The organism is Halobacteriovorax sp. RT-1-1 (assembly GCF_047085455.1).
In the GTDB taxonomy this organism is placed as follows: domain Bacteria; phylum Bdellovibrionota; class Bacteriovoracia; order Bacteriovoracales; family Bacteriovoracaceae; genus Halobacteriovorax_A.
This window is the reverse complement of sequence record NZ_JBKIXZ010000002.1, coordinates 1,071,659-1,094,683: the sequence shown is the minus strand read 5'-3', so window position 1 is coordinate 1,094,683 and position 23,025 is coordinate 1,071,659. Positions and strand designations below refer to the sequence as shown.

Sequence of the window (23,025 nt, the reverse complement as noted above, 5' to 3'; positions counted from 1 at the left end):
GTTTAAAACTTATTTTGGATTTCTTCTCATCTTGTTTGCCACCTAAGTAGCAAATCTTTATTACTTTATTTGAATGTCTAAAGAGCTGTCCGAGACTATATGTTCATGTTCAACATGTAAAGTCTTTTTTAACAATTAAAGAAAAAAATTCAATGTCGTTATTTGCAACGTTGTTTTTGTTTCGTTTGTTGTTTGGAACGAGGGGCATATTATGAAACCCGAATAACTTCGTCAATACTTTTTTTACTTTTTATTAACTTTTTTTTCATAAATTTTAATAACAATATTAAATACTTATAGATTATTAATCATACTTAATTTTAGCAGTAGGTTAAACTTCTACTAAAAACGTAAATACCTGAAATATCGAAAGTTAATAAAAATAAAAAAGGCCACTCTCTGAGTGGCCTTCTATCATCGGTTACTATGTAAAAAATTTAACCTATTTTTTTAGAGGAAATCCGTTTTTTTCTAACGTCTCTATTACTTTATTAGAAGCTTCAGTAATGAACTCTCCAGATAAAGTAGTATTAGGATCTAAGAATTCACTTCTTACTGTTACAGACTTCTTATTATCTTGAACAAAGATATCTGCAATAGAAGTAGAAACAAGTTCTTTAATCTTAAGTTTTGAAAGACTATTTAAAATAGCACCTACTGCAACGCTAGTATCTACTTCTACAGTACAATCGAATGTTGAACCAGGAAACTTCGCTAATGGTTGATACTTAGTTTTGTCTTTCTGCTCACGTGATTCAAACGCGCTCATATTAATAAGTGCAATTGAAACATTGCCTTTAATCTTAAATTGCTTAAGTACTAGAGGATGAACAGAGAAGATTACACCATCCATCTTTCCTTGAATTCTAAAGTTATAAAATTCAAATGGATGAATACCTGCCCACTCTTCATCAATAGCATTACTCTTAAACTTAGGATTACGTTCATTTAACTGATAGTTAACATTACAACAATCAAGTAAGCGAGTAGTATCGTTTAAGAGATCCATGAATGGAGTTGCTTCTTTATCAAAGTAAAGCGCACCAAATACACTCTCCTCTTTTACAAAGTCTTTATCATTTGCGTGATATGTACGACCTAGTTCAAAGAATTTAAATGCAGATGAATTCTTTGCGTTTTGAGAAGCGGCCTCAAGAAAAGAAGGTGCTAATGATTCGCGCATAAGAGACGCATCTTTTGAAAGAGCGTTAATTAACTCTAATCCACCCTTGTGTTCGTATAGAGACTTCTTAAGAAGAGATGGCCCAATCATAGGGTATGTCATTACTTCAAATGCATTAGCATGATTCACCATAAAGTTTTTCATACGGCGGTGTAGCTTCTGAGCAGGACTTAACTTAACTGGAGCAATATCAAGCTTTGGTGAAACAGGAGCAATATTATCGAAACCAATAACACGTCCAATTTCTTCAACAAGACAAGATCCTGTTTCAATATCTTTAGTTGCACGATAACTTGGAATATGAGCAACAAAACTTTCAGCTGTTCCCTCAATATTAAAATCAAGACTATTGAAGATTCTCTTCATTTCATCAAAAGAAACTTCTTTACCAAGGGCCTTATTAATTTTAGCAGCACTTGATGGAATCGAAACTGGCTTAATCTCTAAAAGATTTGGCCCATCGTATTGCATATCACCTACGACTTTGGCTTCAGGGTTCTCTTTTAATACATACTCAAGAGTTCTTAATAGAGTTCTCTCAAGCATTAGAGAATCAAGAGTTTTTTCATATCGAGAAGAAGAGTCAGTTCTTAAACCTAGGCGAGTTGAAGTTTTTCTAACTTCTGCGGCCTTCCAGTTTGCAACTTCAATGAAAATTTTCGTTGTGTTTTCATCAACACCACTATTTAAACCACCCATAATCCCCGCAAGAACAAGAGGCTTTTCAGAGTCACCAATTACAGTATCGCCTGCAACTAATTTTCTGTTTTCTTCATCAAGAGTTGTGAACTCTGAATCTGACTTAAGAGCACTAATCACAACAGTGTCACCTTTGATCTTTTCGCGATCAAAGATATGCAGAGGAATACCAAGTTCAAGCATTACGTAATTTGAAATATCAACGATATTATTAATTGGACGAAGACCTACTGCTTGCAGTCGTCTTTTCATCCACGCAGGAGACTCTCCTACTTTAACATTGTCTACGCTAAGGCCAAAGTAACCAAGACAACTTGTGCCTTCTTCTACTTTAATTTTGATAGGAGCTGCATCAGTTGAAAACTTTGCTTTTAAATTAGCTGCCCAATCGACAGAGAATGGTTTTTGTAATTCATTATCAAAAATTGTCGCAAACTCGCGAGCAATTCCATAGTGACCCCAAAGATCTGGTCTATGAGTAAGAGACTTATTATCAACGTCTAATAAGATATCTTTTGTTTGATTGAAAAGAGTTAGCATATTTGTGCCAAGCTCTGGGTTATCAAACATTTTATCGAGCTCAATAATTCCGGCAGAATCTTCAGCGAAACCAAGCTCTTCTTCAGAACAAAGCATTCCTTCAGAGAGAACACCACGAATTTTTTTAGGCTCAAGTGTTAGGCCATTTGGTAGAGTGATTCCAAGTGGAGCATAAGCTGTGCGCATTCCGATTCTAACGTTTGCAGCACCACAAACAACTTGAAACTTATCCTTTCCGTTTGTGAAAGTAACAAGATTTAACTTATCAGCTTCAGGGTGCTTTTCTTTTTCTAGAACTTCAACAACAGTGATTGCTTCGAGGTGATCACCAACAGAAAGAACGTCTTCTACTTCAGCAGTTGCTAGAGTAAATTTTGATCCAATTTCATTTGCATCTAAGTCTGGAACTTTTACGAAGTCTTTAATCCAATCGATACTAATTAACATATATTATCCTTAAAACTTTTCTAATATTCTTTAAATTGTGAGTTAAAACGTAGATCACCTGATTGAAGGTGGCGGATATCATCGATTCCGTACTTCATCATAACAAGACGATCTAAACCAAGCCCAAATGCAAAACCATTATATTCTTCAGGATCAATTCCACCTGCTCTAAGAACATTTGGATGAACCATCCCACATGGAAGAAGCTCTACCCAACCAACTTGTTTACAAACAGAACACCCTTTTCCGCTACAAACTTGGCATTTGATATCTAGTTCAAAACCTGGCTCAACGAATGGGAAGTAACCAGGACGAAGCCTTACTTCGACATCTTTCTTAAAGATCTCAGTTAGAATTTCTTTCATGAAGTAAATTAGGTTTGATACAGAAATATCTTTTCCAACCATCATCCCTTCTAATTGTTGAAATACCATCTCGTGAGAAGCATCAGTTCTTTCACAACGAAATACTGTTCCAGGAGCAATGAAGCGGAATGGTGGCTTACGAGACATCATCCCACGTACTTGAATAGTTGAAGTGTGTGTACGTAAAAGATGTTTATTGCCTTCCGGAGATTTCTCATCTCTAAACCAGAAAGTATCTTGCATATCACGAGCTGGGTGATCACCAGGAATATTTAGGGCCTCAAAATTATAAAACTCTGTTTCAACATGTGGGCCATCTAAAACCTCAAATCCCATTGATAAGAAAATATCTTCAACTTCTTGTTGAACAAGAGTTCTTGGGTGAAGTCCGCCGTGATTATTATTCTTAGACTTAACTGCGTCAGTAAAAGTAATATCGATTTTATTCTTACTTAGCTTTTCATTAATTTCAGCAAGCTCAATCTCAGATAGCTTCTTTGCAACAAGCCCTTCAATATTTTGCTTAATCTCATTGGCAACTGGCCCAATTTCTTTTCTCTGCTCAGGAGTAGCATCCTTAAGCGACTTTAAAATTTCAGATACAGCGCCCTTCTTCCCTAAGTAACTAGACTTAAGTGAAAGTACATCTGGCTGTGCACTTAGTGTTTCAAGTTCTGTTTGAAACTTCCCATAAGCTTCATTTAGCTTATCAATCATAATCCCACCTATTTTCGACGATTTTTATACGTTCAATAATAACCTTGGGAGTTTTTCATGCGGTGTGCGAAAAAGCAAGACGTGGGGTGTTTAAAGTACCAATAAAAATGAGCGAAACCAATTGAACTTTGAAATGATCTCTTGGTGCTGATAGTCGGGGTATGTCCAAGAAAGACTTTGGTAAGTTTTACCTTGAAATTGATAGGTCAATTCAGCAAAAACTCCTTCTCCTAAATAGATACGATGAGAGTAAGGCTTGCCACTCGAAAGTAGGACCTGATCCAAGCAGATGAGCCCTGGATCAATATTAAAAGTCCTAGCGCTATCCAAGAGATATTGCTTTTCAAGTGCATCACAATATTTTTTGAGTTCAACTAATTTAGTTCTCTCAATAAGCTCAGGATAGAAGAAAAAGCATCTTTTGAGATTCTGCCCCATTTCTTTGCTGTAATAGTCTTTCATTGGAAAAAAATCGTGTGTGAATAGTATTGGATCAGAGTACTGTGGCCCAAGTAAATTAATGATTTCACTTGGACCAATCTTGTCCTCTTGATAAAGAACACTGAAGAAAGCGAAGGCACGAGTAGCCGGTTTTAAATCGCTCACTCTACTTCATTTTCTCTTTTAAAACATTGTAGTAATTGCTTAACTCTTCAAGATTAACTGTAGCTGTACCAACTTTTCCGACAACCACACCCGCTCCACAGTTAGCAATCCAAGCGGCTTCCTCAAGACTTGCTCCTGCTTCAAGACAGGCAACAAGAAGAGAAATTGTTGTATCCCCTGCTCCAGAAACATCATAGACTTCGTTGGCAACAGTTGGGATCATGTGCAATTTACCATCACCAAGAGTGTCCAGCATGGCCATTCCACGAGCACCAAGAGTAATAATAATTTTTTCTAACTCCAGTTTATCAACTAAAATTTCAGCAATATCTTCAACCTGAAGCTCCCCTGCATATCCTAGTAGATTTGCCATAAGCTTTGCTTCAAGATGGTTTGGTTTAAGAAGTGAGACACCCTTATAATATAGCGGCGGAGTTGTGCGACTAGGGTCAACAGCAATTAAGCTCTTTGACTCTTTAAACTCACTAACTAAACGTGAAATTAAAGATTCAGTAAGCACTCCTTTAGAATAATCTTCAAGTATTAAAGCACCATGATTTTCTTTGAGTTCGTTAATACGACTTACTAACCTTTTTTCAACATCTGCATTAATAGGCTTCTTTGACTCATAATCAATACGACAAATTTGTTGATGATCTGTTACAATTCTTTCCTTGAAAACAGTTGGTCTTTCATCACAACGAACAACTCCCCAAGTAGAAAGCCCCGCTTCTTCAAGAAGATCTTCTAAAACATTTGCATTAGCATCATCACCCATAACCCCACATAAAGTTGAGTTAACACCAAGAGTTTTTAAATTCTCCGAAACGTTTGCTGAAAGCCCTAGTTTTTGCCATTCTTTTTGAACTTCAAGAAGTGGAACAGGTGCTTCAGGTGAGATACGATTGACGACACCAGATGTGTATTTATCGATTCCCACGTCTCCCACAACGAGAATTGGTTTAATCGTGTTAAGATTTGTAATGATTGCATTAAAGCGTTCAGATGAAATTAATTTTGTCATAATATTTCCGTTATTTATTTAAAATTGATTTTGCAATTTCAATTACTCTGTCTTCTTCGATCTTTGCCATACAGTCATAGTATGGACAATCCATTCCGGCACACTTGTCAGACTCCCCACAAACTACGTTTGGAGTGACCGTCTTGATCTGCGCATCCCCTTTAGGTTTCCACCTAAGTGACGATTGGCTTTTAATAGGTGAAAAAATTCCAACTAAATCAACACCAAGAACAGCGGCCATATGTGTGGCCCCAGAGTTAGGTCCTATAAAAAGTGTAGCGTGTTTTAGAATATTTAGAAAGTTAACAATGCCACGTCTTTTGCCATTAAAGTAATAGATATTCTGATCATCATAATCTCTAAGCTCTTCCCTAACAGGATTTACGTAGCGTAGATCTGAAGGAATATGAGAAATGATAAAATTAAAACGATTAGGATAAATACCATTTATACGCTTTATGAAAGTAGCAATATTCTTGGCCGGCCATGACAAATTATCATTAGAAACTCCAGGATGAACAAAGACCATTTCTTTTTCTGGATCAAGACCTTCTCCCTTAATTAACTCTTTAAATGAATTAAAATCATTCTCATTAACAGTAAAGTTGAACTCAGGGATGAATTCTCGATGTTCTATATTAGTAAAATTATCAAGATCACGAAGTAGCTCTATATTATAGAAAGTTTCATGCCCTTCCACTTCAGAGCGAATTTGTCGAACTCCACGATTTAAAGTGAAATTGGCCTGCCACTTGGCAAGGTGTCCGCCACGGAAAGGAACTTTCTTTAGCCAGGCCACAAAGTTTGGTGTTTGTGATCCACCTGCATAGAGATAGACATCTGGCTTAAACTCATTAAAAACCTGAAGTGCTTTTTTTACTTTAAATGGGTATGACCTCTTCTTATCAAGAACGTAAACTTTGTCGATATAAGGGTGGTCTTTATAGAGAATGACAGAAGTTGGAGATGTGATTATAGCAACAGTCGCATTCGGATCCATTTCTTTTATGGCCTGGGCCATTGGCATCGTTAAGATATTTTGACCAATGGCATCTGTGCGACTGATTAAATATTTCACAACGCTATACCAACCTCTTTAGCGCGAATTTGTACGTTTTCTTTTAGAGTCGAAATAACCTTATCAATGGCCATCTCACTAGTATCAACAAGAGTAGCATCATCCGCTTTTACAAGTGGAGCAACTTCTCTACCCATGTCTTTATCATCACGCTTTTTCACATCACGCTTTAGTTGTTCAAGATCAATATCGTGCTGACCTTTCTCAATTAATTGGTCAAATCTTCTTTGAGCACGAATATCGATTGAAGCAGTAACAAAGAACTTAATGAATGCATTTGGAAAAACAACAGATCCAATATCACGCCCTTCCATAACACATACTTTTTCATCTGCAATATAGCGTTGAAAATCTAAAAGCATTGTCCTTACAACAGGAATTTGAGAAATGATTGAAGCAAGTTTTGAAACATGGTGCTCTCTAATTTTTTGAGATAAATCAACACCATCCACTTTTACAAGTGCATCAGCTTGTCCGTATTCAAGTTTAATATCTTTTAAGAATGATTCTACCGCACCATGATTATGAAGATCGACTCCCTTCTCATTTGCAGCAAAGGCTAAAGCGCGAAACATAGCTCCAGTGTCGATATATAGAATACCTAACTCCTTGGCCAACAACTTAGCTACTGTTGATTTTCCGCTCCCACTTGGGCCATCAATTGCAATAACTGATGAATATGTCATACAACTTCCTTATTCATGTAATTTATAAGGAACGAATATAGCAATTTTTAATAGCTATTTGAAGTTGAAAAGATGACTCAATGAATTACGAGTTTTTCGCTAAGCGTGATTTAGAAATTTCTTTCTTAGCAATTTTTTCATCAGAACTAGGAACAAGATCCATCCCTAGGTAGTAATCAAGATCGAATTGGTGGTTATTCTTATGAAGAATTGACTCAACGCCAAGTGAACGTGAACGTTTATTTAAAGTCTCAACAGCGGCCAGAAGTTTTTTATAATTCTTCTTCACCTTGTCATAATAAACATTCTTTGTTCCAACTGGACGATTAAAACGCAGACGCTGCCTCACAAAGCCTGGCCCCATATTATAGGCAACCGTCGCATAGCGATAAAGACCAAATCTCTTATAAAGACGACTAAGATAATAGACACCTAATTCCATATTTACGTGAGGAACACGAAGAATCTCAATAATATCTTCTTGATTGAGGGATCTCTTTAAAAGCTTATGCAGAAAAACCCCTGTTTTAGGCATGATCTGCATTAGGCCTTGGGCCTTCACATAACTTTGTGCAGTTGGATTGAAATGACTTTCAGTCCAAGCAATAGAGATAACCCATAATGGATCAAGTTGTCTTTGTTCAGCAAAATGTAGAAGTGAAGAAATATACTTCTCTGCTCTTACGTTTATTGGATGCTCCATATGAGCAATCAAAGTATCCTCAAGCGTCTTTTTATCAATTGATGAAAGAAAGCCTAGATGCAAGCTTTTAAAGAATGGATTCGTTTCTTTAAAGTTATAACTATTATAAGGAGTGAAATTTTGATTTTTTGAATTAATTGATGAAAGGATCCCAAGATCGCGGAAGTTTGTGCTTGTCGGTGTCCATAAAAAGTCGAAAGAAAGCACGACTGCAAAGGCACAAAGTCCTAGCGTGAACCATGATTTTGTATTCGTACAAAAAGTACTAAAATGTTCAAGATGCGAGCTATATCGCTCACTCGGTGCTTTCATATGAAGGTCTTTTACCGCTATTGAACCTACTCGTCTAGTTAAAATAAAATTATAATGCGAAGCGCAAGAAATAATTTCAAAAACATTCATTTAATTACAGGATTTTGGGAGGTTATCCTTTAATTTTTAAATATTTCACGCATAATAGATATATAAATTTGAGGAGTAAGAATGACAGATATTGGATTTAACCGATTAAAAGATGAATCATCAACATACCTAAAACAACACAAAGACAATCCAGTTCACTGGTTCCCATGGGGTCCGGAGGCTCTTGCACGTGCAACTGAAGAAAATAAACCGATCTTTCTATCAATTGGATACAGCTCTTGTCACTGGTGTCACGTAATGGCCGAAGAATCATTTTGTGATGAAGAAACTGCAAAGTATCTCAATGAAAACTTTATCAATATCAAAGTTGATAGAGAGGAGCACCCAGATATTGATAATTACTATCAGCAAGCCTGCCAATTATTCACTAATGGTGGAGGCTGGCCTCTTAGTGCCTTCCTACTTCCAAACCTAAGGCCATTTTTTGTTGGAACGTATTTTCCAAAAGAGGCCAAAGCTAAAGCAACTCCATTTATGGAAGTTTTAACTGAACTAGTGAGAGCATATAAAGAAGATAATGCTACCGTTACTGAAAATGCGAACAAAGCATTTGATGCAATTGAGAAAGGCTTTATCTCACCAGAAAATGTTGACTTCCAGGGACACTTTCCACATCCAAACTCAGTTCTTGATGTTCTAGACAAATTCAAAGATCAGGAAAACGGTGGCTTTGGTGAAGCACCTAAGTTTCCACAATTAGCTTTCTATGAGTGGGCCATCGAACAAATGCTTGAAGGTGTTGTAAAAAAAGAACATGGTGAACACATTATTAAGTCAATTGAAAGAATGTTAATGGGTGGTGTTTACGATCAAGTACGTGGTGGACTACACCGTTACAGTACAGATAATAAGTGGACTGTGCCACACTTTGAGAAAATGCTTTATGATCAAGCTGGTCTCCTAAAGCTTCTTGCAAAGACAAGTATGCTCTACCCATCACCTTTAGTATTTGATGGAATTTTTAATACACTTGAATACCTAAAAACAGAAATGCTTAATGAAGAAGAAAACTTTTTCTTCTCTGCTCAAGATGCAGATAGTGAAGGTGTTGAAGGTCTATACTTCACATATACTGAGCAAGAGTTTGAAGATGCTCTAGGGCGCTTTGATACTGAAGATGAGTCATTAACAAAGAATCTAGACAAGCTAAAAGAATGGTTTGGAGTTACACAAAAAGGTAATTTTGATTCTGGGCTTAATGTTCTTACGATTAATCATGATAAGGCGAAAGATATTTTCACAACTGAGTCTTGGGAGCTCATTAGAAATGCTAAAAAAGCACTTCTTAATGAAAGAAAGCTTCGTATTCCACCAATGACTGATAATAAAGGGATTGCAAGTTGGAATTTCCACATGATCACTGCCCTATCAGATGTTATGCAATACACTCAGGTTCCAGCAATTAGAAATGCAGCTAGTATGTTATTTAACCGTGTTGTCGAAGGAACATATAAGAAGTTTCTAGAGACGACTCCAAATGGAATGCGTCTTCGTCACACAACAACTCGTCCAGTTGGTGCATCTCTTCTTGAAGACTATGTTCTTTTTGCAGAAGCACAACTTAGAATATACGAGCTAAGTGGAAACCCTGTCTTTAAAGCAAACCTAAAAGACACGTTAGGCTTTATCTTAAAAGAATTCTTAGTGGACGGCCGTCTTAAAACACGTGCTCTAAGAGACAACGATGCGGAACTTTATCCAAATCAAAACTACACAAGCTTTGACCAGTCATTCAAGTCACCTGTTTCAACTCTTATTAAATTAGTAAGACGTGCAAGTGTTTTATTTGGTGACATTGATATGCTTGAAGAAATCAAGCCTCTAATGGAAAACACGACTCAAGATGTTCTAAAAAATCCTGCGGGATCTGGTGAAGGTCTAAGAGCACTCAGCTATCCAGCAAATGCTTACAAAGTGATCAAGTGTCCAAAAGAATGGCTTCAAAACCAAGAGTTCGCTGGCTTTATTTGCTACTTCCTTCCAAGGTTTGTTTTTGACTTCCAAGAAGACAAGGGACAAAGATGGGAAATCTGTGGTGCAAATGAATGCGAAATGACTGGAGAAGGTTTAGATAATTTCATTGAGACTTTAAAACCAAATCACGTACAGGGCGAAGCTAATGAGTAACACTCAAGGAAAGCCACTTGCCGGAAAAACAATTATAGATTTTTCACATCGACTACCAGGGCCTTTAGCAGGAAAACTTCTTGCGGGCCTTGGTGCAAATGTCATTAAAATTGAAGATTCAAAGTTTAAAGACCCATTCATATATGGACTATTCGCTGAAATGGATAACTCATTTCCAAAATGGTACGAAGAATTAAATGAGTGTAAAACAGTCAAACGCTTCGATTTTAAAAGTGAAGAAGATATTAAAGAGATTCAAAAGTTAGTATTTGAAGCAGATGGAATTATTATGGGAATTCCTGGCAAGATTCAAGATAAGCTTGGAATTTCGATTAAAACAATCGAAAATACTGTTAAGAACTCTTATGGAATTGTTATCCCAAAGGCATCAAAAGAGCATATGAATCATATGCACGATTTAAATGCTCTAGCAATGACGGGACTTCTAAGTCTACACCTAAGAAATATCAATTCAATTGAAGATGTGGCCCCTCCATTCTTGCCACTAGCAGGTATTAATTTTGGTCAGAAAATGGCCTTTGATCTACTAGGAGCAATGTTTAAGGCACAAGAGACTAAAGATGTTCAAATCATTGAGTCTTATCTATATGAATCAACTCAAGAAGTTTTTGATGCTTTCTGGCCAAAATCAATTCGAGAAACTGATCATAAGTTCTTACACAACGGACTTTACCCTTGTTACAATATCTATCAAACAAGTGACCGTGAATTTGTCGTCATGGCATGTGTTGAAGAAAAATTTTGGCAATCTTTTAAAGAAGCATTTAAGTTTGATTCAACAGATGATGAAAGATTTGAAACAAGTGGAGAAATCCATAAGAGACTAAAAGATCTCTTCTATTCAATGACTGCCCAGGATGTTCGCAACACCCTAGGCGATCTTGATATTTGTATTAACGTAATAAAATAATACTGATACCGATTAAAGCAATAAGAATAACGCTGGTACCGAAAAAACGATAAAATGAAGTACCAGCACTTTTTGTAAGTCCAATAAAGTGAGATACTCTTGAGATAATAAGTGCTGAAAGAAGTACATGAATTCCTGTCATAGAGATCATCTGTTTTTCGATAGCAAAATAAGTTAATAAAAGAATAAAAGGAATATACTCCGAGAAGTTTCCATGAATTCTGATGGCCTTGTTCATATCAGACACCTTTCCATGTCCTAGACCTACACGATGTTTCCAGCGATTACGTATTACATTTAGTGTAACACCGACATAAAGCAATCCTAGAACACCACAATAGCGAAAAAAGATTTCCATTTCCATATCAACTCCTTATCTTTGGCAGAATTAGTCTAAATTATGACTCAGAAAGCAGTTGATCGGCAAGCTCCTCTTCTCTTAATGCCTCATAAAATCTCTTTGTAATATCTGTAACAAAAGCCTTCTCATAAACTGTTTCAAGCACGTAGGCCTTAACCGTGGCCTTCACTCCAATACCGTGCTCAAATTTTTCCGTCGACACTATAACTTTTAAAGGCTTCTTTAAATAAGCGTAACGAGAAGTTGATGTAACTTCTTCCAGTAGTGATATCATACGTGAAATATCGCAATTATTTTTAAAATAAAAATAGCTACAAACCAGCATATCTCGTTGTCCCGAATTAGCTGAAGCGACATTTTCACTAAGAAATAAATTATTGGGAATTGTTACTGTCGAATCATCAAGAGTTTGAATACGTACAGAACGTAGTCCGATTTGGATGATATCACCATAGTTATCGCGAAATTGGATTCGATCCCCTACCTGAAATGGCTTATCAAAAATTAAAATAATACCGGCAATAATAGAAGAAATAAGGTCTTTGAGTGAAAAGCCAATAGCCACTGCACCTGACCCAATAAATGCATAAATCATTTCTTGGCTTGGGTTTAGGGTTACGTAAAGTAACCAAAAAGTACCAAAGATATAAATCATGTGAGTGATGATTGTATTTAATTGAAGTATTGATAAGCGATAAAACGGAATCTTAATTGCTAAATACTGTAGGGACCAAGAGACGATTCTTACAATAATGAAAAGAGTTAGAAAACCCATGACAAGACTTAGAATCATTTCAGGATTAACAGAATCAAAAATACTGGCCATTTTTTGCGTTTTAGCAATTGTATCAGTTACTGTTTCATTCATAGATAAAATTCCTCTTGCGTAAGATTGTTTTGATGTCCACTAACCAATCTTTTCTAATGTGAAAGTAATCCCCATCCTTACTTAGGATTCCCTTCCCAAAGCCTGTTTTGAGAGCATAGGTAACAACTTTTTCACTAAGGTCTGTTGTCGCCACAATCTCAGAAAAGCTAAGGTGCTCATGAGATAGGATGCTTGAAAAAACAAATAGTGATTCATCAGTCAAGATTTCAACTTCATGAATTGGACGACGTTGTGGGAGGTGCAGCTCAATTGTTTTGTCATTTACGTGAGAAATAGACTTAAGCCACGTGTTAACTGCTGCCTGTGGATTTCCACCAGTTTGTTTTGCTAAGATTCTAAAGTAAATATCCTGAGCATTTTCAATTGATCTTTCTGCTCCAAAGTGCGACATAATTTCAAAAAGCTCTTCGTTAAATCTGATCTCAAGACCTGTTGGTTCATGTCTTTTTAAAATCAATTGCATAAGCTCTTCTTTACTCCATGGCCTTATATGGATGGTATCTGAAGACAATTCATACTTATTATAAATATGCTTAATTAAATTTAGTGAATTACTATTCCACACAGTAAACCAAAAGACATTTTTAGAAGAACTATTAATGACTTTAAAAAAGGCGTCAAATGCCTTAAAACCATTAAATTTCGATAAAAAGAGATTATGTGCATTTTTAATGATAACGAACTTTTTTTCTTCTTCATCACCATTACCAACAAAGTTTTCAAGTCTTTTTAAAAGAACAGATTCTTCAACAATTTTTTCATTAATATCCAATTTGAAAGATGTTACTGAAGAATATCGTTTTAAGATTTTATCCAAGACATGATTCTTTCCACTTCCCGACTCTCCAGAAAATGCCAAATGATATGAACTACTTGTTCCATTAAGCCAACTATCAATACGCTCATAGGCCATCACAGCAGGATCTGGCTTTCTGACAATTTCAGTATCACTTTCTCTTTTAAATATATCAAGATAGGTGCCAGGTACTTCATACTCTGTGAAGACCTCATCTCTTAGACTTTCTAGATGCTGTTCTAAAATGCCTGAAAGTAAGTTCTTTGACCACTCCTTGTCGTTATTTGCCAAGAAGAACATTAAGTAAAATGAATATAGAAGTGTGTAGATGTATAAGAAAACTGGCAAGATATATCTAATGACAAGATTAGAAATATGCTTTTGAGTGAGTAACATTGAAGGCGGTACAATTTTAGGTAGAATCAATTGCGCATAGTTCTCATAGCGAAGTAGGATCGCTGTATAAATAACAAAGAATAGAATCGTGATAATATTGTGACCAAGAAAGCCGGAAAATAAATTATATAAGAGAATATAGAAGAAAGTTGTTATTGTAATAATATAGCGAAGTTTCTTGCTGTCCTTAACAAAATCCTTATTTACTCTCTTAAAATAAACTTGAAAATTAAAACGTAAGAAACTGTGAAAGTAACCGATATTAATATAGAGTACGTAGAGAACAAGTATATTTCTGAAGACGTGTAAAAAAAGTTGAAAGTCCTCTCGTTGAAACTTCAAAAGATAAAGATTAAAAACATCAAGAGCACTAAAGGCGAATAGATAGTAAAGATTAAAGTCAAAGAAACGAAAGACAAACTTTCTGGCCTGTATCTGATTCTCACTTCTCTTTAACAGATATGTTCTTGCTAAAAAGAACATAACTCGAGCGATTATTATTATCGCTAGAAAGATAAAAAAAGAGCGCATTGGCCACGCTAATATGAACTCATCAATATGAGCAATAAGCTTAGAAAACTCTTGATTTAGAAAATGGAAGAAATCGGCCACGGCCTTTTGGATTTTTATTATACTAAACTTCATATATCTATTATAAAGATAACGTAACTATTTCCCATAATTATTGTTGTCACAATAGTAAAAAAAACTAAATTCTAAAGTTTAATACTCAATTAATAAGCTTATATTTCTTTATTGTGACAAAATTTCATTTATTTGGTATAAATTCCCTCTATGATTGTAAAAAGAATCCATTTGAAAGATACATATAAAATTCGACGCTCAGTTCTAGGTATAGATGGCAATGAATCTAGTTATAAATTTGTTGCTGATGACGAGTCCGATACTTTTCACTTAGGTGCTTTCGTCGAAAATAATCTCGTATCTGTGGCATCTTTTTATTTTAATCCAAACCCAAAGTTTAATATTGATAATCAATATCAATTACAAGGTATGGCAACACTTGAAAGTTATCGAAAACAAGGATTTTCAAGAGAGCTACTTAATGTCGCCTTCCCAATTATTAAGCAAAACTTTTGTAACCTTATTTGGTGCAATGCTCGTATCGAAGCAAGAGCTTTCTACGAAAAGCTAGGTTTTGAAAGCTTTGAAGACGAATTTGAAATTGAGGGAATCGGACGACATATCCTAATGTATCGTGAGATTAATTAATTTTTACAATAAGAATCAATACGCGACTTAAGCATAAGCTCAGACTGAATCTTGAAGCATTCCCTTTGGCCTTTAGTCTTTTGTATAAACATACATTTCATATCTTTACGACGCTCACAATTTTGCATGGAAAGATCATTCACACAGGCGTAGTGCCTACGATCCTTACCACAAAGATAGATAAGATTTGAACCTTTAAAAAGTCCATCACCAATACTGGACTCCGTATTGTATTTACGAAAGTCTTCTGCTTCTTTTCGCTCTTTTAGCTGCTTTTTTTGAAATTCTTCAATTGGAGTCATACCATCGTCGGCAATAGTGTCTCCAATTGGCGCTACTACGATTAACACTGAGCTAAATATAATCATTAGAAGTCTAGTAGAAATGAACATATGAAATTACTTTTCCTAAACAATTAGTAAATTATTTATTATAATATGATGATAACATACTTATACTAAACTGCAGCGCAGCAAATTACGGTGATTAATTAATGGAAACGAATACAATTTTAACAAAGCTTACTGATATCCTTGAAAATGCATTCTCGACTGCTTACCCAGATGCACAGTTTGAAAGAGCAGATATTTATGCCTCAATTGGACAGGCGCCAAATATTGAGATGGCCCACTACGCTTTTCCAGTATTTCGTTTCGCCAAAGCTCTTAAGCAAGGGCCACCACAAATCGCTGCTGCAATCTTAGAACAAATTGATCTTGAAGCAAACGCTTCGATTATAAAAGACCTTAAAGCACAAGGCCCATACCTAAACTTTACACTTACAGCTGATGCATACTTTGCAAATCTAGTCAGTGAAATTCGCTCAGGTGAGTTCTTCAAAAAAGAGCTAACTAAAGGCGAAGGTAAAACAATGATTGAGTACTCGCAGCCAAATACTCACAAAGAGCTTCACGTTGGTCATATGAGAAATCTATGTCTTGGAAATGCTCTTGTTAGAATTAAACAGTATTGTAGCGTTGATGTTCATCCAGTGACTTATCCTGGAGACTCTGGAACTCACGTTGCAAAATGTCTATGGTACTTAAAATATCATAATCAAGACACAATTCCTGAAACGAATAAGGGAGAATGGCTTGGCCGTATTTACACTCTAGCAAATACAAAGCTAGAAGACGAGCTTGGCTCAGATAAAGAAGACGATAACCGCGCAAAGCTTACAGAAATCCTAAAACAACTTCATGCTGAAGAAGGTGAATTCTTCGATCTTTGGAAAGAGACTCGTCAGTGGTCGATTGATCTAATGAAGAAGACATATGCTTGGGCAGATGTTGAGTTTGATCGCTGGTTCTTTGAATCTGAAATGGACGCTCCATCACTAAAGATCTGTAACGAATACTATGAGAAAGGTCTATTCGTAAAAGATGATGGTGCTATTGGAATGGATCTAAGTGAAGATAAGCTAGGTTTTTGTATTCTAATCAAGTCTGATGGAACAGGACTTTATTCAACAAAAGACGTGGCCCTTGCAATTAAGAAATTTGAAGAATACGGTGTAAAAAATAATATCTACATCGTTGACTCTCGCCAAGCCTTTCACTTCAAACAAGTATTTAAAGTTCTTGAGCATATAGGATTTGAACAGGCAAAAGACTGCTATCACCTTCCATATGAAATGGTGGAGCTAACAGATGGTGCCATGAGTTCTCGTAAAGGAAATATTGTTGCCCTTACTGATCTAATAAACAATATGGAAGCTAAGATCAAAGAAGATTACTTAAATAAGTATGCTGGAGAATGGAGCCAATCAGAGATTGATGAAACAGCGACTAAGATTGCAAACGGTGCGATCAAGTACGGAATGATCAAAATTGATAACAATCGTAAAATCGTTTTTGATATGAATGAGTGGTTAAAGCTTGATGGTGATACTGGCCCATATCTTCAATACGTTTATGCTCGAATTAACTCACTTCTATCAAAGCAAGGATTCGAAAAGGCACAAGCGCTTGAACTTTCAAATGCATCTTCAATTGTTGAAACGAAGGAATTTGAACTTTTACAAAAACTTTCACTATTTAATGATGTTGCTACAAAAGCACATGAGCAGAATAAGACAAGTTTACTTACGACTTACCTATTTGAGCTTGGAAAGTTATTTAATAGCTTCTACGCAGCTTGCCCAATTGCTTCGAGCGAAGAGTCTCTTAAAAAAGCAAGACTTGAGCTGGCGTATGCAACAAGTGAAATTATTAAAACGGGCCTTGGTATCCTAGGAATCCAAGTACCAGAGAGAATGTAATCTTATTACTTCGTAAAAACTAGTAACTGATTATTAGCTGGCATTGCAATATCTTCTTTTAGGAAGACACCTTTCTTTAAGAAGTTATTGCAAACATCTTCAAAATTTCTAATTCCACTCTGAGAATCTCTCTCTTTTAAGTAAGTATCAAATTGTTCATTTGAAGGACTAGTGAAATTTCCATGGTACTTAAATGGGCCGTAAATAAACAAAGTACTATTCTCATCCATTGCTTGGGCCAAATCCTTAATAAAGGTCTTTGCGGCCTTCCAAGGCATAATATGTAAAGTATTTGCTGTGTAATAGAATTTCTTACCTGCTTCAAGTTTATTAAAACCGGCTTCATAAGTCAGAGGACCTTTGAGATTCTTTAAGTTCTTACTGTAATGCTCTAGGCACTTTTTAAGGACATTCTGGTTTTCTCTAATTTCTGATGTAATAAAATCAATTTGAGAAAAGCTCTTTGCAAAGTGAGCGCTATGCTGACAAGTTAGAGAGCCAATTTCTAGGAATTCTCCACTTTCACAACTCTCTAGATAAGGTTTAATCACCTCTAGAATGGGGCCTTTATTTCTTTCACATGCTTCAGAATTTGGTAAATCGTTCATGTTAAACATGATACAATACTTTCAGTGAAAAAAAGAATTAAAATTCGTCTATCGGCCAATGATATCATCTTCGAGGATGGTAATTATATTGCCTTATTTAAAAAGGCCGGCTGGCCTGTGCATAAAACTCTCGATCGTTTTAGAGACAATTGTACAGATGCATTAGCAAGTTTTTTGAAGAATCGAGCAGATGGAAAAGACCAGTATCTCGTTTTGGCCCACAGACTTGATGTGGAAACGTCGGGAATTCTTTTATTTGCAAAGAATAAAGAAGCGAATAAGTATCTACAAGAACTCTTTAGTTCACACGATCCAAATAAGATAACGAAGAGCTACCTAGCAATATGTAGCGGAGAACTTTCTGAGCAAGAAGGAAGAATTGAGAACTTCTTAAAAGCTAATCGTGTCGGACATATTGAAAAGATGGCCGTGGTAAATTCAGGTGGAAAGAAGGCCATTACTGACTACAAGGTAATCGATACAAATAAGCAGTATTCACTTTTAGAATTTACAATTCTAACAGGTCGAAAGCACCAAATTCGCGCTCATGCAAAACATATGGGCCATCCGATTTATGGTGATCCAATTTATTCAAATTCAAAAGACCAAAGTGGACAAAGACTATGTGCCTATAAGCTTCGATTTTTTGATAAATTTTCAAATGAAGAAATTAACTTAAAAGTAGAAGCTCCATTTTCACTTGAGAATTTTAAAGAGCTTTCTAGTAATGGAGACAACCAGTATATCATCTTCAATAAGCCCTACGATGTTCTTTGCCAATTTGGAAAAGATCATCGAGATCAGTTAAGCCTTATCGATTATAAACTACCTAAGGAAGTCTATCCTGTCGGACGACTTGATAAAGATAGTGAAGGTCTACTTATTCTAACAAATGATGGAAAGTATAAGAACCAAATGGCAAATGCTGATAGCAAGGTTGAAAAAACCTATCTTGTTCAAGTCGATGGCGATATTACGACAGAGGCAATTGAAAAGCTTAAACGTGGTGTTGTTATTAAAGGAAATTACAAGACAAAGCCTGCCAAAGTAAAAAAACTTGCGGATTTTAAAATTGAAGAGCGAGTACCTCCAGTGCGAGTAAGAAAGTCGATTCCAACATCTTGGATTGAAGTACGCATCTCAGAGGGACGTAACCGACAAATTCGCAGAATGTGTGCGGCCGTAGACTTTCCTACGCTTAGACTTATTCGAGTTGCTATTGGTGACGTAAAGCTTGGAAAACTTAAGGTTGGGGAATTCTCTTATTTCGATCCATCAAAGCAAAAATAACACCTAAAATTGCACCACTTACCAGTCCACCACCATGGGCCCAGTTGGCCATCTTAAAATTAAAGACATCAAAGAAGCCTAAGAAAAGCCACCCTACCATAAGTACAATATCTGAAGTTGGAAGCTTAAACTTGAAATTTGGATTCAGTCTTGAGTAAGGCCATAAAAATCCCAATAGGCCGTAAACTACACCAGAGAGCCCGCCGAACATCCCCGGCGACATTATTGCTTGTAAAATATTTGAAGTAATTGCGGTAAATAGTAATAGTAAGACAAGAAAGACACTTCCCTTAGTTACTTCGATAAGCTTACCAAGCTCTTTCCACCAAAGCATATTAAAGAAGATGTGGATATAGCCAAAATGAATAAAGGCCGGAGAAAGTAGACGCCAATATTCTCCACGATTGATATCTGCAAAAGCATCAACCTTTGAAGTTGAAAAGAGAAAGAGATAGTAAAGGTTTTCATTTTTAAAGATCCAACCAAAAATAAAAACAATTACACATAAGGCCAATATAATAATTGTCGCAGGCCCCATACTTAAAGACTGAACGTACTGCCAATTCTCGTCGACTTTAGACGGCTTTGCCCCACCAATGTAGACACGATAAACGTCACGGGCCTGTTGCAATTGATTAATATCCACAACAAATAAGTGATAGAAATCGTTCTCGTATTCTTTTGTGATATGAATCCCCTCACGCAGAAGTTGTGCTTCAATCAGAGATGTTATCGACTCATCACGTAAAGAGCCAATATATTTAAGTCGTTTTAAGTTAATTTCAGTATCATGTTCACTCATGAAATCATTTTCCTACAAAGCTTGATAAAAGTCGATCTTACATAAATATTATGGATTAGAGGTGTGATTCCACCTATATATTTGATAAGATGGACTTAAATAAGTTGTTTTTTGACTTATTTTACGTTATTTAAATGGCATAACGTAAATTATTAATAAAAGGCGATACCTAAGGTATTTAACTCGTCACAATATAGGTGTGAAACGCATGTTTAAGGTTAGTAAAAAAACAGAATATGCCCTAAAAGCTCTAAAGCATATGCAAGAGCACGGACACACTTGTGCTGAAAACTTAACTTCGGCCAGAGAAATATGTGACATCTACAAAATGCCTTTTGACCCCGTATCAAAAGTTATGCAAAAGCTAAATGGATACGGCGTCCTCTCATCAATTAAGGGAATTAAAGGTGGCTACTTCCTAAGCCGTCCCCTGTCTGAAATTAATCTTTTTGAAGTCAGTAATTCAATCGAAGGAAAGATTTCAAATTCAGACTGTGATGCCCTTAAAGGTAAATGTACTAAATACTTAAATTGCGAATTAATTTCACCAATAGAAAAGCTTAACTCTCACGTTAATCACCAGCTGATTAACTTGTCGCTTGAAGAGTTATTAATGAATAAGGCAGGATTCACACATGAGTGATACACAATTAACAAAGTCAGAATATAAGTACGGCTTCTTTACAGACATTGAAACTCAAGAGTTTCCTAAAGGTTTAAATGAAGACATCGTAAGAATGATTTCAGCAAAAAAGAATGAGCCTGAATGGTTACTTGAATATCGTCTAAAGGCGTTCCGTCTTTGGAAGCAAATGCCAATGCCAAATTGGGCAAAACTTGAGATTCCAGAAATTGATTTTGAAGATCTGTATTACTATGCAGCACCAAAATCAACAGAAAGTGCGCCAAAGAGTCTTGATGATTTAGACCCAGAACTTTTAGCGACTTTTGAGAAGTTAGGAATTCCATTATCTGAACAGAAAAGAATTTCAGGTGTTGCAGTTGATGCAGTATTTGACTCAGTTTCAGTTGGGACAACATATAAAGAAGAGCTTGAAGCAGTTGGTGTTATTTTCTGCTCTATCTCGGAAGCAGTACAAGAGCATCCTGAGCTAGTAAAAAAATATCTTGGTACAGTTGTGCCACCAGCAGATAACTTCTATGCAGCACTAAACGCAGCAGTATTCTCGGATGGATCATTTGTTTACATCCCAGAGGGTGTAACTTGCCCGATGGATCTTTCAACTTACTTTAGAATCAATGCAAAAGAGACAGGACAGTTTGAGAGAACACTTGTTGTTGCAGATAAGGGAAGCTACGTAAATTACCTTGAAGGTTGTACAGCTCCACAAAGAGATGAAAACCAACTTCACGCGGCCATCGTTGAACTTATTGCTCTTGATGATGCAGAAATTAAGTACTCAACTGTTCAAAACTGGTATGCCGGTGATGAAAAAGGAAAAGGTGGTATTTATAACTTCGTAACAAAGCGTGGGAACTGCCTTGGAAAGAATTCAAAAATTTCTTGGACTCAAGTTGAAGCAGGTTCTGCAATCACTTGGAAGTACCCGTCATGTAACTTAATTGGTGAAAACTCTCAAGGAGCTTTCTACTCTGTTGCACTAACAAATAATAAAATGCAGGCCGATACTGGAACAAAAATGGTTCACATCGGTAAGAACACAAAGTCGACAATTATTTCAAAAGGTATCTCAGCAGAGGAATCTGAAAATAACTATCGAGGGCTTGTAAAAGTTATGCCTTCGGCAATTGGCGCAAAGAACTATTCTCAATGTGACTCAATGCTTGTTGGTTCAAAGTGTTCAGCAAACACATTCCCATATATTGACGTGAAAAATAATACGGCAACTGTAGAGCACGAGGCCTCAACTTCAAAGATTTCTGAAGATCAGCTTTTCTACCTACAGCAACGTGGGATGGATATGGAAAAATGTATCTCAATGATCGTAAATGGTTTCTGTAGTGAAGTATTTAAAGAACTTCCACTAGAGTTCTCTGTTGAAGCCGTTAAGTTAATTGAGATGAAATTAGAAAATTCAATTGGATAAAATTTAGATTTATATAAAGGGAAAAAAATGAGCTTACTTACAGTTAAAGATGTTCACGCAAGAGTAGAAGAAAAAGAAATTCTTAAAGGGATTTCTATTGAAGTTAAACCAGGTGAAGTTCACGCAATTATGGGACCAAACGGTTCAGGAAAGAGTACTCTTTCTAAAGTTATCGCTGGTCACCCTTCATTTGAAGTAACAAGTGGATCTATTGATTACAATATCAATGGAAAGCAAACAGACCTACTAGAACTTGAGCCAGATGAAAGAGCAAAGAATGGAATCTTTCTAGGCTTCCAATACCCTATTGAAGTTCCAGGTGTATCAAATATTGACTTCCTTCTTGAGTCATTTAATGAAGTATCTAAATCTCAAGGTGCTGCAGAAATGAAGAAAGATGAATTCAGAGAATTCCTAAGACCAAAATTAGAACTACTAGAGATGAGAGAAGAATTCTTAGACCGTCCAGTTAACACAGGTTTTTCTGGTGGTGAAAAGAAGAAAAATGAAATCCTTCAAATGGCCGTTCTTAACCCAAAGATTGCACTACTTGATGAAACAGACTCAGGTCTTGATATCGACGCTCTTAAGATCGTTGCAAAAGGTGTTAATGCGATCAAGTCTAAGTACAATGGTATCGTTCTAGTAACACACTACCAAAGACTTCTAGACTATATCGTTCCTGATTATGTTCACGTACTAAGTGGCGGTAAAATTATTAAGTCAGGTGGAAAAGAGCTAGCTCTTGAGCTTGAAGAGAAAGGTTACGACTGGTTAACAAAATAAGGACTA

Annotated in this window: 21 protein-coding genes; 8 read left to right on the top strand and 13 right to left on the bottom strand. The window is 36.1% G+C overall.

Annotated elements, in window-relative coordinates:
• Window positions 1–442 precede the first annotated feature (442 nt).
• The 7 genes from pheT to ACMAWV_RS15575 all read right to left on the bottom strand — a co-directional run bounded on the left by pheT (window position 443) and on the right by ACMAWV_RS15575 (window position 8,360).
• A complete protein-coding gene (gene pheT / locus ACMAWV_RS15605; protein ID WP_412470045.1) occupies window positions 443–2,869 on the bottom strand; it encodes a phenylalanine--tRNA ligase subunit beta in 2,427 nt (808 codons plus the stop codon).
• Window positions 2,870–2,889: 20 nt separating this feature from the next.
• Window positions 2,890–3,951, bottom strand: a complete 1,062-nt coding sequence (gene pheS, locus ACMAWV_RS15600) for a phenylalanine--tRNA ligase subunit alpha (protein ID WP_103219012.1) — start codon at window positions 3,949–3,951, stop codon at window positions 2,890–2,892.
• A 90-nt stretch (window positions 3,952–4,041) separates the two neighbouring features.
• On the bottom strand, window positions 4,042–4,557 hold the full coding sequence (locus ACMAWV_RS15595; RefSeq protein WP_412470046.1) for a DUF4416 family protein: 516 nt from the start codon (window positions 4,555–4,557) through the stop codon (window positions 4,042–4,044).
• Between the two features lies 1 nt (window position 4,558).
• Window positions 4,559–5,581, bottom strand: coding sequence for a bifunctional heptose 7-phosphate kinase/heptose 1-phosphate adenyltransferase (locus ACMAWV_RS15590; protein WP_392992286.1), 1,023 nt, complete (start codon window positions 5,579–5,581; stop codon window positions 4,559–4,561).
• Window positions 5,582–5,591: 10 nt separating this feature from the next.
• Window positions 5,592–6,659, bottom strand: a complete 1,068-nt coding sequence (locus tag ACMAWV_RS15585) for a glycosyltransferase family 9 protein (RefSeq protein WP_103219015.1) — start codon at window positions 6,657–6,659, stop codon at window positions 5,592–5,594.
• A complete protein-coding gene (gene cmk / locus ACMAWV_RS15580) occupies window positions 6,656–7,345 on the bottom strand; it encodes a (d)CMP kinase (RefSeq protein ID WP_103219016.1) in 690 nt (229 codons plus the stop codon). Before cmk ends, ACMAWV_RS15585 begins: the two co-directional genes overlap by 4 nt.
• An 85-nt stretch (window positions 7,346–7,430) precedes the next feature.
• Window positions 7,431–8,360, bottom strand: a complete 930-nt coding sequence (locus ACMAWV_RS15575) for a lytic transglycosylase domain-containing protein (protein ID WP_158246939.1) — start codon at window positions 8,358–8,360, stop codon at window positions 7,431–7,433.
• A 171-nt stretch (window positions 8,361–8,531) separates the two neighbouring features.
• On the opposite strand from ACMAWV_RS15575, the gene ACMAWV_RS15570 reads away from it, so the two are divergent.
• Together ACMAWV_RS15570 and ACMAWV_RS15565 are read left to right on the top strand one after the other, a co-directional pair.
• Window positions 8,532–10,598: a thioredoxin domain-containing protein gene (locus tag ACMAWV_RS15570; protein WP_412470047.1), complete on the top strand. Its 2,067-nt coding sequence runs from the start codon at window positions 8,532–8,534 to the stop codon at window positions 10,596–10,598.
• Entirely contained in the window at window positions 10,591–11,529 is a 939-nt protein-coding gene (locus ACMAWV_RS15565; RefSeq protein WP_392992288.1) for a CoA transferase, read from the top strand. The genes ACMAWV_RS15570 and ACMAWV_RS15565 overlap by 8 nt, the downstream gene beginning before the upstream one ends.
• On the opposite strand, the gene ACMAWV_RS15560 is transcribed toward ACMAWV_RS15565, so the two are convergent.
• The 3 genes from ACMAWV_RS15560 to ACMAWV_RS15550 are packed head-to-tail and all read right to left on the bottom strand — an operon-like array spanning window position 11,513 to window position 14,616.
• A complete protein-coding gene (locus ACMAWV_RS15560; protein WP_103219020.1) occupies window positions 11,513–11,893 on the bottom strand; it encodes an MAPEG family protein in 381 nt (126 codons plus the stop codon). The two genes, ACMAWV_RS15565 and ACMAWV_RS15560, sit on opposite strands and share 17 nt — an antisense overlap.
• 34 nt (window positions 11,894–11,927) lie before the next feature.
• Window positions 11,928–12,758, bottom strand: a complete 831-nt coding sequence (locus ACMAWV_RS15555) for a mechanosensitive ion channel family protein (RefSeq protein ID WP_103219021.1) — start codon at window positions 12,756–12,758, stop codon at window positions 11,928–11,930.
• Window positions 12,751–14,616 carry a hypothetical protein gene (locus ACMAWV_RS15550; RefSeq protein WP_412470048.1) on the bottom strand — a complete coding sequence of 622 codons (1,866 nt, stop codon included), beginning with the start codon at window positions 14,614–14,616 and terminating at the stop codon, window positions 12,751–12,753. Before ACMAWV_RS15550 ends, ACMAWV_RS15555 begins: the two co-directional genes overlap by 8 nt.
• A gap of 150 nt (window positions 14,617–14,766) precedes the next feature.
• On the opposite strand from ACMAWV_RS15550, the gene ACMAWV_RS15545 reads away from it, so the two are divergent.
• Window positions 14,767–15,204 (top strand): GNAT family N-acetyltransferase, encoded by a 438-nt coding sequence (locus ACMAWV_RS15545; protein ID WP_392992295.1) that lies wholly within the window; start codon window positions 14,767–14,769, stop codon window positions 15,202–15,204.
• Here the strand turns inward: ACMAWV_RS15545 and ACMAWV_RS15540 are convergent.
• Window positions 15,201–15,572 (bottom strand): hypothetical protein, encoded by a 372-nt coding sequence (locus ACMAWV_RS15540; protein ID WP_412471068.1) that lies wholly within the window; start codon window positions 15,570–15,572, stop codon window positions 15,201–15,203. The genes ACMAWV_RS15545 and ACMAWV_RS15540 overlap by 4 nt on opposite strands.
• A gap of 125 nt (window positions 15,573–15,697) precedes the next feature.
• Here ACMAWV_RS15540 and argS point away from each other — a divergent pair, with 125 nt between their 5' ends.
• Complete coding sequence (argS, locus tag ACMAWV_RS15535) at window positions 15,698–17,464, top strand: arginine--tRNA ligase (protein ID WP_103219025.1); 1,767 nt, start codon at window positions 15,698–15,700, stop codon at window positions 17,462–17,464.
• 5 nt (window positions 17,465–17,469) lie between these two features.
• Here the strand turns inward: argS and ACMAWV_RS15530 are convergent, their stop codons facing one another.
• Window positions 17,470–18,072 (bottom strand): DUF938 domain-containing protein, encoded by a 603-nt coding sequence (locus ACMAWV_RS15530; RefSeq protein ID WP_158246940.1) that lies wholly within the window; start codon window positions 18,070–18,072, stop codon window positions 17,470–17,472.
• Window positions 18,073–18,096: 24 nt separating this feature from the next.
• Between ACMAWV_RS15530 and ACMAWV_RS15525 the strand changes: the two genes are divergently transcribed.
• Entirely contained in the window at window positions 18,097–19,362 is a 1,266-nt protein-coding gene (locus ACMAWV_RS15525) for a pseudouridine synthase (protein WP_412470050.1), read from the top strand.
• Here ACMAWV_RS15525 and ACMAWV_RS15520 read toward each other — a convergent pair.
• Window positions 19,316–20,164, bottom strand: a complete 849-nt coding sequence (locus ACMAWV_RS15520; RefSeq protein WP_392992302.1) for a rhomboid family intramembrane serine protease — start codon at window positions 20,162–20,164, stop codon at window positions 19,316–19,318. The genes ACMAWV_RS15525 and ACMAWV_RS15520 overlap by 47 nt on opposite strands.
• 208 nt (window positions 20,165–20,372) lie before the next feature.
• Here ACMAWV_RS15520 and ACMAWV_RS15515 point away from each other — a divergent pair, with 208 nt between their 5' ends.
• The 3 genes from ACMAWV_RS15515 to sufC are packed head-to-tail and all read left to right on the top strand — an operon-like array spanning window position 20,373 to window position 23,019.
• A complete protein-coding gene (locus ACMAWV_RS15515) occupies window positions 20,373–20,807 on the top strand; it encodes an RrF2 family transcriptional regulator (RefSeq protein WP_103219029.1) in 435 nt (144 codons plus the stop codon).
• On the top strand, window positions 20,800–22,233 hold the full coding sequence (gene sufB / locus ACMAWV_RS15510; RefSeq protein ID WP_103219030.1) for a Fe-S cluster assembly protein SufB: 1,434 nt from the start codon (window positions 20,800–20,802) through the stop codon (window positions 22,231–22,233). Before ACMAWV_RS15515 ends, sufB begins: the two co-directional genes overlap by 8 nt.
• A 27-nt stretch (window positions 22,234–22,260) precedes the next feature.
• Entirely contained in the window at window positions 22,261–23,019 is a 759-nt protein-coding gene (gene sufC / locus ACMAWV_RS15505) for a Fe-S cluster assembly ATPase SufC (protein ID WP_412470051.1), read from the top strand.
• Window positions 23,020–23,025 lie beyond the last annotated feature (6 nt).